Here is a 13,076-nt window from a genome sequence, read left to right as displayed (position 1 = left end):
TCTAGAACGGGGTCGTTTCCACGGAGTCCAGCCGTCGCCAGCCCATCCGTTCGATCGTCATGTCGGGAGGATTGCGCCCGCCGGGTCGTTCGATCCGGATCGTGACTTCGTACAATTGAACCTCGTAGCGCCCAGTCGCCCCCGGCCCGATATTGCGCTTCGCAGCTCCCTTGGGCGTGGCGCTCCACCGGATCGCCTCTGCGCCCGGGACGACGAACTCGCCGGTCGGTCGGTCCATGAAGTTGATGTCGCGGATCAGCGCCAGGGCGTTCTCCTGCACAGCCACCTGCTGCAACACCGCCTGCGCCCGGCGCTGGCCCTGCGCCATCTGGATCTGAAGCTGGAAGATGGCGGTCATCGTCATGGCCGCGATCGCCAGGGCCACCAGGGCCTCGATCAGGGTGAAACCCGTCCTGACCCGCGCCTGCGTCACACCACGCCTTCGTAGACGCTGGACAGGGCGAGGACGAGCGAGAGGGCCACCACACCCACGATGACCGAGATCAGGGCGATCGCCAGAGGCTCGAGAAGCGCCGTCATCTGTTTCATGCGGTCGCGCAGCCGGGCCTCGTAGTTGTCGGCCATGAAGCCGAACATCGGGCCGACGGCGCCGGACTTCTGGCCGGCGCGGATCAGACTCAGATCCATCGCCTCCAGATTCGTGTGGGAAGCCAGCGAGCTTTCCAGGGTGATGCCAGCCCGCAGGTCGCCCTCGAGCCGGTCCAGACCGACCCGGAACGGACCGGTGGGCACCGCCGCGCGCGACAGCGCCGTCGCGGACAGGATGGGCACATTGTTGGTCAGGGCGAAGGCCGTCAGCCGCGCCCAGGATGCGATCTCGCGCGACTGCAACACCGGTCCGACGACCGGCATGCCATGGGCGATCGCATAGGCCCGCGCCCGCACCGCCGGATTGGTGGCGATGACGAAGATCAGCAGGGCCAGGGCCCCAAGGCCAATGCCTACGATGGGCAGGTTGGCGTTGGCGAACTCGCCGGCGTCCAGCACCCAGCGCGACAGGGCCGGCACATTGGTCCGGTCCTCCCCGATCATGGCGCCGAACCGCGGCACCACCTGGGTGAAGATGAAGCCGACCGCCAGCGCGCCTGAGCTCAACAGGAAGGCCGGATAGGTCAGGGCGTTCTGGAAGTCCTTCCGCAGCCGGTCCTCGTAGGCCATCTGCTCGGCGGCGTCCTTCAGCACGGCGGCGATCCGGCCAGAGGCTTCGCCCACCCGCGCCATGGCGTAGACGTAGAAGGGGAAGCCCGGGACATGCTGTTCGAAGGCCTCCCCCAGGTTCTCACCCCGGCGCAGCGCGGCGATCATGGCCTGGAACTGGGCCTGTCCCTTGCGGGCGGTCATCCCCTGGGCGACCGTGTCGAGCGCCTCCAGCAGGGAGACGCCAGCCTCCAGCATCAGGGCCAGCTGGCGCAGGACCAGAACCCGTTCGGTCTGTTTCAGGCCGCGATCCTGGCCCGGCGCCCTGGCGGCCGGGGCCTCGCGGATATCCGTGACGATCAGGCCCTCGGCGGCGAGCCGTCGCATCGCCGCCCGTTCGTCGGCCGCGCTCAGCGTGCCGCGGCTGGCGGTCCCGTCGCGGGTCATGCCGCGATAGAGGAACGACCGCTGCTCGCTCATCGGCGTCGGTACGCGCAGACCATCTGGCCGCGCAGATGACCCCAGTCGCCGATCGGCTCGAAGTCCCACGGCGCCCGGTCGATGGCCCAGGCCAGGTCGTCGAGGCGATAGTGGAAGGGGTCGATGGTGTCTCGGGTGCGGACGATGCCGCCCGGCTGCAACACGGTCTCGAACAGGTCCTGGTCCGGACGACATTCAAAATAGGTCACGAAGAACCGTCCGCCGGACGCCATCTTCGGCGCCAGTTGCGCCAGGCAGCGACGCAGGTGGTTCAGCGGCAGATGGGTGAAGACCGACTGGGCGATGGCGAAATCGACGGGACTGTCCGGGTCCGGAAGATCGAAGTCGGGGCTGGCGCGGAAATGGCTCCATGGCGTCTTCGCCCGGCCCTCGTCGCTCAGTTCCAGGTCGTAGCCCGTCCGCATCAGGCTCTCGCTGATGTCGGATCCGAAATAGCGGCCGGCGTCGAGATAATCGACCGCGAGCGTGCCCAGCCTCAGGGCGCCGCAGCCGATGTCCATGAGCCGGTGGTGCGGCTGCAGCCCCTGCCCTTTGAGGAAAGCCAGCTGGTGCGGCCCCATTTCGTCCCACAGGCCACCGATCAGCTCGCGATGACGGCCGCCGGCGATCTCGGTGGCGACGATCGTGTCGTCCTCATAGACGTTGCTCGACATCGTCAGTCCTCGCCCGCCCGGGCCACGCGATAGACCTCGGCCAGGGTCGTCTCGCCCCGGCGGGCCTTGATGAAACCGTCCTCGGCGAAGCTGAGAAAGCCGTCCTCGCGCGCGATGGCGGTCAGGACGTCCTCGTCGGCACGAGTGCGCAGGGCGGAGGTCATTCTGTTCGTCGCCGGCGCGACCTCGTACAGACCCACACGCCCCCGGAAGCCGGTCTGGCCGCACTTCGGGCAACCGCGCGGCTCGCGCCAGTTGGCCGGTTCGCCCTTGACCTTCGCCTTGACCACGGCCGGCAGGGCCGCCTCGTGCACGGCGACTTCTTCGGGCGTCGAGGGGACATTGCAGACGGAGCACAGGCGACGCACGAGTCGCTGGCCGGCCACGCCGCGCAGGACGTCGGCCAGCAGATAATCCTCGATCCCGAGATCGAGCAGACGCGGCACGGCGGCGAGGGCGGAGTTGGTGTGGACGGTCGAGATCACCAGGTGGCCGGTCAGGGCCGCCTGAACGGCGATGCGCGCCGTCTCCGGGTCGCGGATTTCGCCGACCATGATGACGTCGGGGTCCTGACGCAGGATCGAGCGCAGACCGGCGGCAAACGTAAGACCGATCTCGGACCGGACACGGACCTGGATCACGCCGGGCAGATCCAGCTCGACCGGATCCTCGACGGTGATGATCTTGCGCTCGCCGTCGTTCAGATGGGTCAGCAGGCGGTAGATGGTCGTGGTCTTGCCGGAGCCCGTGGGGCCGGTGATCAGAAGCACGCCGTTCGGCTGTTCCGACAGCGACAGCAGGCTGGCTTCCTGATCGGCGCCCACGCCCAGTTCGGACAGGAGGGGCAGGCGGCTGGTCTTGCCCAGCAGACGCAGAACGAGGGATTCGCCCCACGAACATGGCAGGCTCGAGACCCGCAGATCGACCTCCTGGCCGGAGACGCGGATCGACTGACGGCCGTCCTGCGGCAGGCGGCGCTCGCCGATGTCCATGCCGGACAGCAGTTTGATACGCGACGCCACGGCGTCGAAGTTGGCGCGAGGCGCCGAGCGGGCGGTATGCAGCACGCCGTCGATCCGCATACGGACGAGGAAGCGATCCTCATAGGGTTCGACGTGGACGTCGGAGGCGCGGCGGCTCAGGGCCTCGGCGAAGACGCCGTTGACGAAGTCGATGACCGGGGCTTCCTGGGCCAGTTCGCGCAGGCGCGTCGCGTCGGCGCCGGGGCCGGCGGTCAGATCGACGGCCGGGGCGATCTGGTCGGTCAGATCGGCCAGCAGGGCGTCGATCAGGGCGCGCGGCGCCAGCAGCATCTCGACGGGATCTTCGGTCGCCTGGGCGATCCGCTCGGTCAGGCCCGGATCGAGCGGCTGCAGGGCGGCGCACAGGATGCGGCCGGGCGCCAGGGCGACGCCGTCGGGGCCGATCGGGCCGGCTTCGCGCCAGGCCACGGCGTTGCGGGCCGCCCACCAGTCGAGCGGCGAACCGACCTCGGACAGGAAGGCGAGGATGTCGTCCGGGGACGGTCCCTCTCCGGCATGCAGGACCGTCAGGCCGAGTTGTTCGGACAGGACCTCCAGCAACTGGGCCTCGGACAGGGCGCCGAGGCGAACCAGGTTCAGGCCGATGGGCTCGCCGTTCGAGGCCTGGATGGCCAGGGCGTTCTGGACGTCGGACGCCCGGACGAGGCCGCGCGCGACCAGCAGTTCGCCGAGACGGGCGCGGGTCGCCGTCGATGTCATCCGGGGAATGACGACCGCGTCGGTCAGGCCTTCAGCTCCGGCATCAGGGCTTCCAGGATAGGTCGCATGTTTGTCCGGGCCGGCATCAGAGAGCGAAGGAACATCAGTGTGTTATGGGCCGGGCCGCGAAATTCGAAGGTCACGCCGTCGAACGAGCAGTTGTTCATCATCGGCGGCACACCGCCGAGATAGAGGATCTGGGCATCCTTGAAGGCGACGTTCTCGAAGGTGTTGCCATCCAGTTCGATGGGGCCGGAGATCGTCTTGTCTTTGTGGATGGTCATGCCCGGTCCGTTCTTGAGGTGTGCGGTCGATCAGCGACCCGTTCGGAGACAGATAAAGGTCTCCGGACAAAAGAAAAAGGGGAGGACCGAAGTCCTCCCCTTCCCCAGGTATCCTCGAAGAAACGAGGTTTAGTTGACCGGCTCCGAGCCACCGCCGGTGGCGGTGCGGCCCAGCGACACTTCGGTCAGGTGACCGGCAGCGACGTTCTGGATGAAGCGGCGAGCGATCAGGGTCTGCGGTTGAGCTTCGACCGTGATGCGGATGTCGCCGCGACCGAAGTCAGCGCCGATGGCGGTTTGCAGCGAGGCGCCGGTGATGACGGCTTCGCCACCCTTGACGATGCCGGCGTTCAGCGGAACCAGCGAGGTCGAGGCGGCGACGCCGGTCGACGAGGTCAGCAGTTCGGCCGAAACCGCGCCCGACGTACCCGTACCGATGTTCGAGATACGAACGACGGTAGCGTTGCCGGTCGAGCTCGACAGGGTGCCCGAGGAAACCCACGGGATCAGGTAGGTCGTACCTTCACGCGTGATCGACTGCAGAGCCTGAGGGCCGGTCGCGGCGGGAGCCGTGTAGCCAGCAGCCAGGGTCAGGGTCGTGTCGACCGTGTAGGTCGAGGCCGGGATCGGGTTGGTGCCGCCGGCGACGGCGGTGACAACGCCAGCAGCGCCGACCGGGTTGTTGACCGAGATCAGGCCGGTGACCGGAACGGAAGCGGCGTCCAGCTTCAGCGAGGCGGCAGCGGCCGTTTGAGCGCCGACGAACTTGAAGTCAGCCTTGGTCACGTCACCGTTGACGGCGACTTGCGTCACGTCGTCGATGCCCTTGGAGTTGGCGGTCACGGAGACAACCACGGTGCCGAGAGTGACGTCAGCGGTCAGGGACTTGAAGCCCGAAGCCAGCGTGGCGGCGGTGAGGGCGGTATCCGGGGTCACGGTGACCTTGAAGGCCGGCGAGAACTTGACGATGTTGGTCAGCGAAGCCGCGCCGCCGTCGATCGAGGTGCCGAGTTCGGTCTTGAAGGTGGTCGAAACGCCCAGGGCGCTCGTGTTGTTGGCCAGCTGAACCGGGAGCTTGGCGGTGATCGGCACAGCGTTGGTGCAGCCACCCAGGCCCGAGATCAGGAACGAGACGGCCGAGTCGGTGGCGGCGCCGCCGGTCGAGATCGTCGTGGTGGGAGCGCAACCAGCGTTGGCGACGATGGCGCCCGGGGTCACGGCGGTGCCGAAGGTGTGGCCGCCGGTCAGCTGGAAGGTCAGGACCGAGTTGCCGCCCGGCAGGATCGCCGAGGCCGACGGGGTCACGGCCAGGCCGATGGAGCCCTTGGAGGTCGTGGCGGTCAGGGTGGCTTCAGAAGCCACGGTGGCGGCGGCCGAAACGGTCGAACCCGAAACGGCCTTCGAAACGACGGTGTACTGTTGAGCGTTCGCGGCGCCGGCAGCGCCGACGATCACGGTAGTCAGCGCTACTGCGCCGAGGAGAGTCTGCTTCTTCATAGGATGTCCCCCTGGGGAAATTGGTAAACTTGGTTGGTCCATGCCACGGCGGTATCTGTAGCACATGACCGCCGAAGACTGTCATGGGCATTCCAAGGCGCATCCTTCCTAGACCGTGTTGGATCACGTCGTCAACTGGACTTCGTTCGCTCGAAGGTGGCCTTATTGTGAAAGTTTTGCGGTGCTTGGCAGGATTGTCACACAAGTCCGGAGCTTGACGGGAATCTAGCGAGAGCCTTTTCGCCCCGCAGGAGACATCTTCTGCGGAACGGCGATCTCCAGTCCTTTGAACAGCGGAAGAAGGGTCTCGGTGAATTTGAGTTCGGCCTCGGCGATCACCGTCCGGTTCTCCTCGGCGGTTTCGACGACCTGACCGTCTTTGAGGGCCCGGTGTCCCACCGCCTCCAGAATTCCCCAGACCGTGTCCGCCCGTTTCGCCGGATCATGCTCACCCTGGGCCCAGGCCTTCAGGAACATTTGATCGATCCGCGAGATCGGAATGGCGCCACCCGTGACAGGCGACGCGAGGTAGCTGATGCCGTCCTGGTGCTCGTTCCGATCCATCAGCACGGCGTTGAGCCTCGTCGTCCTAGGACGCGCGGCGGCGATGTCGGCGTCCGACTGGGCGAAACCGACCTGGCCCAGTCCGCTGAGCAGCATGACCGCCTGCATCACCTGGCCGAACTCGATGTTGTTCGCACTTACGGCGATTTCGAGTTCACGGATCGAATGCGGGCGGTGATCGGCAAGGAAGTCCAGGATGGGCTCGTAGATTTCCGGCACCAGGGTGACCTGGCCGACCGGGCCTGCAGCCGCCGTGACGACGTTGGCGCGAACATTGAGCAGGACGATACGCTCGTCGCGGATGCGCTCGATCCGTTCGGCCTGGGGCATCGCGAGCCCCCCTTTCACCCAGTAGTCCTTGCGGAACTGGGTGTTGCGAATGAAGTCCTTCATCGTCTCGCGGAAGGGTTCGTTGTCTATCGTCCCCAGCCACTCCCGTTGCGGGGCGGTGAACTGGATCTCCTCGATCGCCTCCTGATAGGCGGCGCTGCAGGCGAACTGCAGCTTGGCCTCGCTCATGAGGTCCGCGATCTGGTTGAAGTACATGACGTCCCAGTTGGCGTTCATATACTCATGGCTGAGATAGCCGGGCGGCATCGACTTCATCTGTTCGAATTTCGGGAATGCCTGAAGGTTCGCCGCCTGGTAGGCAGGCTCCCGCTCGAACATCTCGCCGATAAAGTCGAGGGCTCCCGCCATCTTTTCCGCGGAACCCTTGCCCTCCCCGGCGGTCATATGGGTGTGAAGCTTCATGAGGTGACGGAGCGGCGCGGCGGTAGCCCAGCCCGGCATGACGTTGTAGCTGCAGTAGACGACGCCGCCGATGTTCAGCTTGCGATTGATGAAATCGATGATGATGGCGCGGTTCTCGGGCGACACCCAGGTCCAGACGCCATGCAGGGCGATCGAGTCGAACATCGGCAGGTCGTCGCGGCTGCAGAACTGCTCGAAGCTTTCGTCGGTCAGCACAGCATCGGCGCCGGCCGCATCATTCAGCCAGCGGGCAAACAGCACGTGGTCGGGGTTGAAGTCGTCGCCGTACCATTTCACCCCGGCCTGGGCTGCCGCATGCATGGCGATCGACATGCCCTGGCCGAAGCCCAGCTCGCAGGCGTTTCGGATCTTGGGCGGGGTATAGCCGGCGTTCAGCAGACCGATCGGGAACCGGTTAGGGTTCATCTCGGTGAAGTAGCCGATCGTGTATTCGACGTCCGCGACGTAGCCTGAAGTCCAGTCCGACACGCAATAGCCCCCAAGGGTTCAAGAAGTTCGCGACCGTCGTTAAAGGCTCGCGCCGTCGATGAAAATAGGGTTGAGCCGAACGCCCGGGCGCCACAGAGAACAGGCGACGCGTCAACGGCGTCGCCAACGGTCCGCAGGAGACATCGGGAATGAGCGTCAGGGACTTCACAGTCGAACAGGCCGCCGCCCTGGCTCCCGGAGACGGTCACTATCGCGCCTTCGTCGGCCCGACCTACCGCTACGACCTGATCGGCGCCCAGCAGTTCGCTCTCCTTTACCTTCTGGGCCTTCGCGAGACGCATCGACTGCTCGATTTCGGCTGCGGGTCGCTGCGGCTCGGTCGGATGGCCATCCCCTATCTGCTGAAGGACCGCTATTTCGGCATCGAGCCCGAACCTTGGCTGATCGAGGACGGGTTCGCGCGCGAACTGGGCGAGGACGCCCGCCAGCTGAAGGCCCCGCGCTTCGACCACAACACCGAATACCGGACCGATGTCTTCGGGACCCGGTTCGACTACATCATCGCCCAGTCGATCTTCTCGCACACGGGCGAGGACGCCTCGCGGCGCGCGCTCCAGTCCTTCAAGGGCAGCTTGGCCCCCGGCGGCCTGATCGTCGTCAACTGGATGGTCGGGGAAGAGCAGCCGCAGTTCGACCCGGACACCTCCGACTGGGTCTATCCGGAATGCGTGACCTTCCGCCCCGAACGGATCGAGCGGATCGCGGCCGAAGCGGGTCTGGCCATCCGGGCCTGCCCGTGGTGGCACCCGGGCCTGAGCTGGTACGTGCTCGGCCATTCCGAGGCGGATCTGCCAGACCCGGCCTTCCTCGCCTCCCTGGCCCTCCAGCCCCTGTCGCGCTGAGCCGGGTCGCCCCGGATCAGGCCAGAAGAAAGTCCGGCGAGGGCGGCCTGAGGCGCTCGAACGGCCGGCCCGTCCGGTCGAAATGGGGATTGAACCCGGCGTCCTTGCCGAACCGGTCGACCCACCGTTCCCTCAACAGGGCCTGGGCCGCCAGGGACGTCGTCCGGTCCTCGCCGGAGACGCTGAAGCCCCGGGTCTTGGACTCCAGATGGTACAGGGTCGCCCAGGGATCGTAGAGGACCGACAGTCCCTCGGCGCGGGCGCGATAGCAAAGATCCGCGTCATTGCCCTCCAGCGGGAAGTTGGCGGAATCGAAGCCGCCCAGCTTGCGGAACACCTCGGTCCTGACGGCCATGCAGGCGCCCGTGACCACTGGGCTGGCGTGAACCAGGGCGTGTCGACCCAGATAGCCGCCATCGGACCCCGCGACCCCGACGCCGTCGTGGATCAGGAAGTCCTTGTTGCCATCTCGGGACACGAAGCCGGCGTGCTGGATCGTGCCGTCCGCATACAACAGACGGGCCCCGACGACGCCGACCTCCGGCCGCAGCGCCTGGGACGCGAGTTCATCGAGCCAGTCGGGAGACAGGACCACCGTGTCGTTGTTGAGAAAGACCAGCACCTCGCCCGTCGCGTCGGCTGCGGCCAGGTTGTTCATCAGGGCCCAGTTGAAGACGCCCTGGAAGGGGACGATCTTCGCGTCGCCTGCTGCAGCCAGACCCTCGAGACAGGTCCGCGTCCCGGGCTCCCGGCTCTCGTGATCGATGATGATCAGCTCGAGCGCGCAGCGGTTGGCTCCACGGTGCGTCAGGATGCTGTCGATACAGGGCTTGAGAAGGTCCATGCGATCGCGTGTCGGGATGATCACCGAAACCCGCGCGTCGCCCACCGCGTGGCGGATCCGGACCGCTCCCGGGATCTTCGCTCCGAGAATATCGACCTTTGGCTCGACCTCGACCTTGCGGCCCCGGCGCGCCGATTCCCGCCGCACGCACCGCGCCCAGGCCTGACCGTCGCCATCCAGCGTTCGCGCCGCGCCGCGGGTCGCGAGCACCGAGGCGATATGACCGACGGCGCCCGGCCGGTCGCCCAGCCTCAGCACCAGATCGCAGCCGTGCAGACCTTCGCATCCGGGGTGGACGTCCAGCGCATCAAGTTCGGAGCGGCGAAACGCCAGCGTTGTCCCGACGTAGGGAAGCTGAAACAGCAGATCGTCATCGTAGCCCGGCCTCAGCACGGGATCGATATGCCGTCGACGACCGGCCTCCCCCTCGTCCTCCGGATCCAGCCGGTCCTCGTCGGCGTAGACGGCCCCGAGACCTTCCGAAGTGGCGAACGCCTCGGCGACCAGGGTCAGGGCGACGCCGCTCAGGATGACATCGGCGTCGACAAGGACGATCACGTCGCCGCCGGGCTCCGCGGACAAGGCCTCGCGAAGACGCGCGCCCGGGTCGGTTTCCTCTGTGACGATCGACGACGTAAGGCCCTGTCCGCGCCAGCCGCCCCGATTGGCGATCTCCTTCGCCTGATTGGCCAGGGACGGGTCGACGAGCATGACGAGCCGGTCGCCCGACCCCGACTGCGACTGGATGCTTCGCGCACTCCGGTCCAACGCCAAAGCGCTCGCTCCGACCGCGTCGAGGACGACGGTCAGGGCGAGATCGTCGCCATGGACCACCACGGGCCGCCGGACCCATTCCTCGAAATAGTCGCCATAGTCGGCCATCGGTCGGCCCAGGCTCGAGGTCACGACGGGAAGGGTCTGCTCGAGGCGCTCGAGCGTGGCGCGAACGGCAGCCACCTCCGCGCGCAATTGATCAAGGCCCGTCGGGGGGGCGGACGCGATCTGAATCCGGCCTTCGCCGATACGTTCGCCGGTCAAGGCGATCCGGACCTCTATCCGCAAAGGACCGGCCCCCCGCAGGTTCAGGTCCGGCCGAATCTCGAACCCTACGAGCCCGTCGCCGCCGAGCATGTCCTGAACATCGCGTCGGAAGCGGTCGGCTCGCCCGGCGGCGATGAAGACGTCCCCGGCCCAGACTTCCAGTGCCGCCGGCTCGGCATCGGGGCCCCGGCTCATGACCCAGCCCGACATGATCGACGCGTCGATACGCTCCACGCTGGCGATCCGACCGGCAAGCCCTTTCAGTCGCGCCAATGCACCGGCGGGAACCTCAAGCTCAGGAATGGCGGATTTGAAGGTGGGGTCCGACAGGAGGACGAAATAGACGCCCGGCCACGAGTCGGCCCAGGCCAGAAACGCGTCGCGCCCCTGCGTCGAAAGCGGAAGGGTCTCTATCGACCAGTCGATCAGATCCTGCGAGGGCGGCGGCGTGTCGATACCCCAGACGGTCTCGCCACGTCCTGCGCCGCCGATGACCCGGTCGACGAACTCGCCCGAAGCGAAGAAGGCCGCCGCCACGACCTCAAGATCGAGACCGACGAACGCCTCGACCACGCCGTCGGACTCCGGCTCCCGATTGTGAACGAGTCGATAGAACTGGACGACATCGCTCGAGACCGCCTGCCGGCTCGGGGAGGAGGCTTTGTCCAGGCTCATTCTCTTCTCGACGCTTGATCGGGGCGAACCTAGTCGCGGCGCGAGCCGGCGTCGATAGGCGCCCTGGCTTCCTCGGGCGGGGCGCCTTGTGCGTGACCGAACAGCCGCTATGGATCGCTGCACAGGGCGCCGTTCGCCCACGCCAGGGTTTCAAGGATGACGTCGTCTAGAAAGCTTCCCGCCCGCGACAAGGCCCAGCCCCGACAGTCGGGGAACAAGGACGTCTTCTTCGCCCTGACGGACCTCATGTCCTTCCTGTCGCAGCACGACACCCTGACCGGCATCCAGCGGGTGCAGTCCAACATCGCCAGAAGCCTGATCGAGCGACGCGGCGGCGACGCGCGTTTCATCATCGTCGACGCCCCCGTTCCGGGAGAAGATCCCAGGTTCCGCGAGCTCGACAGCGGCGACCTGGCCCAGTTGATCGACTATGTGAACGGCGAGGTCGTCGATCACGACCGGCTTCATGCGTTGCTGGCCCAATGCAGCGACGCCGCCACGCCTGTCACGCCTCGTCCCGGCAGTTCCGTCATCCTGCTGGGAAGTTTCTGGAGCCACGAGAACACCGTCGATCGCTATTTCTCGCTGAAGCGGTCCGGCGTCAGGATCGGCGTCTACATCTACGACATCATCCCGCTGACCCATCCCGAATTCTGCGACGCCTATCTGGTGCGTGATTTCTCCGCCGCATTGCTCGATCTCTGTCTGGTGGCGGACTTCTTCATGGCGATCTCCGACCACACCAACCGGGAGCTGTCGCGCTTCCTGAGCGAACACAGCCCGTACCAGCCGCCGATCCGCACCGTTCGGCTGGCGCACGCGATGACGCTGCAGCCGTCGGCCGCGGGAACTTGGCCGAGCGCGATGCAACGGCTGAAGGGACGGGAATACGTCGCCTTCGTCTCGACCATCGAGGGGCGCAAGAACCATGTATACGCCGTCAACGTATGGCGTCAGTTGATCGATGCCGGCGTGGATGTGCCCGACCTGGTACTGGCGGGCCGCAAGGGCTGGCGCATCACCGGACTGCTCGACGTGCTGCAGGGCACGGACAACCTGGATGGCCGCGTCCACCTGGTCCATGACCTCTCCGACACCGAACTGGCGGCCGTCTACGAGCACAGCCTGTTCACGATCTTCACCAGCTTCGTCGAGGGCTGGGGCCTGCCGGTCGGCGAGAGCCTGGCGGCCGGCAAGATGTGCGTGGCTTCCGACACAGCCTCGATCCCGGAAGTGGGCGGGGACTTCGTGGATTATCTCGATCCGCTGAACCTGCAGGACGGGGTCCGGGCGATCGGTCGGCTCATTCAGGACCGGGCTTATCTGACGACGCGCGAACGCAACATCGCCGATAATTTCACGGCGCGGACGTGGGATCAGGTGGCCGACGAATTCATGGCCTGCCTGGAGGATCTTCGCCACGCGCCGCCCACGCCGATCGGCCTCGCCATCCTCGATTCGGGGGTCGTCTATCGCCCGTCGGATGCCTTCCTGCCCCCCTCCCGACATCGCTGGCGTCAGGACCGTGCGACACGTTTCCTCATGGCGCACTCCTTCTACGGCCCCGAACTGATCGGGGCCTGGATGCGCGGGTCGGCGGGCGAGATGATCTTCCAGACATCCTTGCCCGAAGGCGAGGCGATCCAGGTCGACATCGCGGCCTTTTCCACCGGCATTCTTGGCGACGCCGTCGCGACCCTGATGCTCGACCCGTCCCCGGGCCAGCCGCGCCTGCGTCCCGTCGCCCTTCGTCTCCCCGTGGAGCCCGGGGCCCTGTTTCAGGTGCTGGGCCATGTCGGGGAGGGCGGCGTCTGTCGCCTGACCTTCGAAATTTCCGGCGACTATCCCCGGCCGGAGGGCGACGACAGGGATCTGGGGATGGGGTTCTCGGCCATGGGCTATGCGCCTGTCTCGGACGTGGTCGCCCGGATGGATCTGCTGGAAGGCATGATGCTCAGGGCCGCCACTCATCGCCCGACGCCGCCCGACGCCGTCGACTGACAGGGGGAAAC

Annotated in this window: 10 protein-coding genes; 2 read left to right on the top strand and 8 right to left on the bottom strand. The window is 66.6% G+C overall.

Going from position 1 to position 13,076, the window contains the following annotated elements; all coding sequences use genetic code 11:
- Position 1: 1 nt before the first annotated feature.
- From ACQY68_RS03475 to ACQY68_RS03445, 7 genes are all read right to left on the bottom strand, one after another.
- The gene (locus tag ACQY68_RS03475) at positions 2-433 is read right to left on the bottom strand and encodes a PulJ/GspJ family protein (RefSeq protein ID WP_428151651.1); all 432 of its coding nucleotides are present in this window, start codon (positions 431-433) and stop codon (positions 2-4) included.
- Positions 430-1,638, bottom strand: a complete 1,209-nt coding sequence (locus ACQY68_RS03470) for a type II secretion system F family protein (RefSeq protein ID WP_428151650.1) — start codon at positions 1,636-1,638, stop codon at positions 430-432. Before ACQY68_RS03470 ends, ACQY68_RS03475 begins: the two co-directional genes overlap by 4 nt.
- Positions 1,635-2,312, bottom strand: a complete 678-nt coding sequence (locus ACQY68_RS03465; RefSeq protein WP_428151648.1) for a class I SAM-dependent methyltransferase — start codon at positions 2,310-2,312, stop codon at positions 1,635-1,637. The genes ACQY68_RS03470 and ACQY68_RS03465 overlap by 4 nt, the downstream gene beginning before the upstream one ends.
- A 2-nt stretch (positions 2,313-2,314) precedes the next feature.
- Complete coding sequence (locus ACQY68_RS03460) at positions 2,315-4,054, bottom strand: GspE/PulE family protein (protein ID WP_428151647.1); 1,740 nt, start codon at positions 4,052-4,054, stop codon at positions 2,315-2,317.
- A 23-nt stretch (positions 4,055-4,077) separates the two neighbouring features.
- Complete coding sequence (locus tag ACQY68_RS03455) at positions 4,078-4,338, bottom strand: hypothetical protein (protein ID WP_428151646.1); 261 nt, start codon at positions 4,336-4,338, stop codon at positions 4,078-4,080.
- A gap of 129 nt (positions 4,339-4,467) precedes the next feature.
- On the bottom strand, positions 4,468-5,835 hold the full coding sequence (locus ACQY68_RS03450; RefSeq protein WP_428151644.1) for a hypothetical protein: 1,368 nt from the start codon (positions 5,833-5,835) through the stop codon (positions 4,468-4,470).
- Between the two features lie 225 nt (positions 5,836-6,060).
- Positions 6,061-7,641 (bottom strand): methyltransferase regulatory domain-containing protein, encoded by a 1,581-nt coding sequence (locus ACQY68_RS03445; RefSeq protein ID WP_428151643.1) that lies wholly within the window; start codon positions 7,639-7,641, stop codon positions 6,061-6,063.
- A 149-nt stretch (positions 7,642-7,790) separates the two neighbouring features.
- Between ACQY68_RS03445 and ACQY68_RS03440 the strand changes: the two genes are divergently transcribed.
- On the top strand, positions 7,791-8,504 hold the full coding sequence (locus ACQY68_RS03440; protein ID WP_428151642.1) for an SAM-dependent methyltransferase: 714 nt from the start codon (positions 7,791-7,793) through the stop codon (positions 8,502-8,504).
- Positions 8,505-8,520: 16 nt separating this feature from the next.
- On the opposite strand, the gene ACQY68_RS03435 is transcribed toward ACQY68_RS03440, so the two are convergent.
- Positions 8,521-11,064 (bottom strand): glycosyltransferase family 2 protein, encoded by a 2,544-nt coding sequence (locus tag ACQY68_RS03435; protein WP_428151641.1) that lies wholly within the window; start codon positions 11,062-11,064, stop codon positions 8,521-8,523.
- Between the two features lie 156 nt (positions 11,065-11,220).
- Between ACQY68_RS03435 and ACQY68_RS03430 the strand changes: the two genes are divergently transcribed.
- Positions 11,221-13,065, top strand: coding sequence for a glycosyltransferase family 4 protein (locus ACQY68_RS03430; RefSeq protein WP_428151640.1), 1,845 nt, complete (start codon positions 11,221-11,223; stop codon positions 13,063-13,065).
- Positions 13,066-13,076 lie beyond the last annotated feature (11 nt).

The sequence above is a fragment of the Brevundimonas sp. genome, assembly GCF_965278935.1.
Lineage (GTDB): Bacteria > Pseudomonadota > Alphaproteobacteria > Caulobacterales > Caulobacteraceae > Brevundimonas.
Note: the sequence above shows the minus strand (reverse complement) of the source record. Positions and strands in the feature narration are given on the sequence as shown.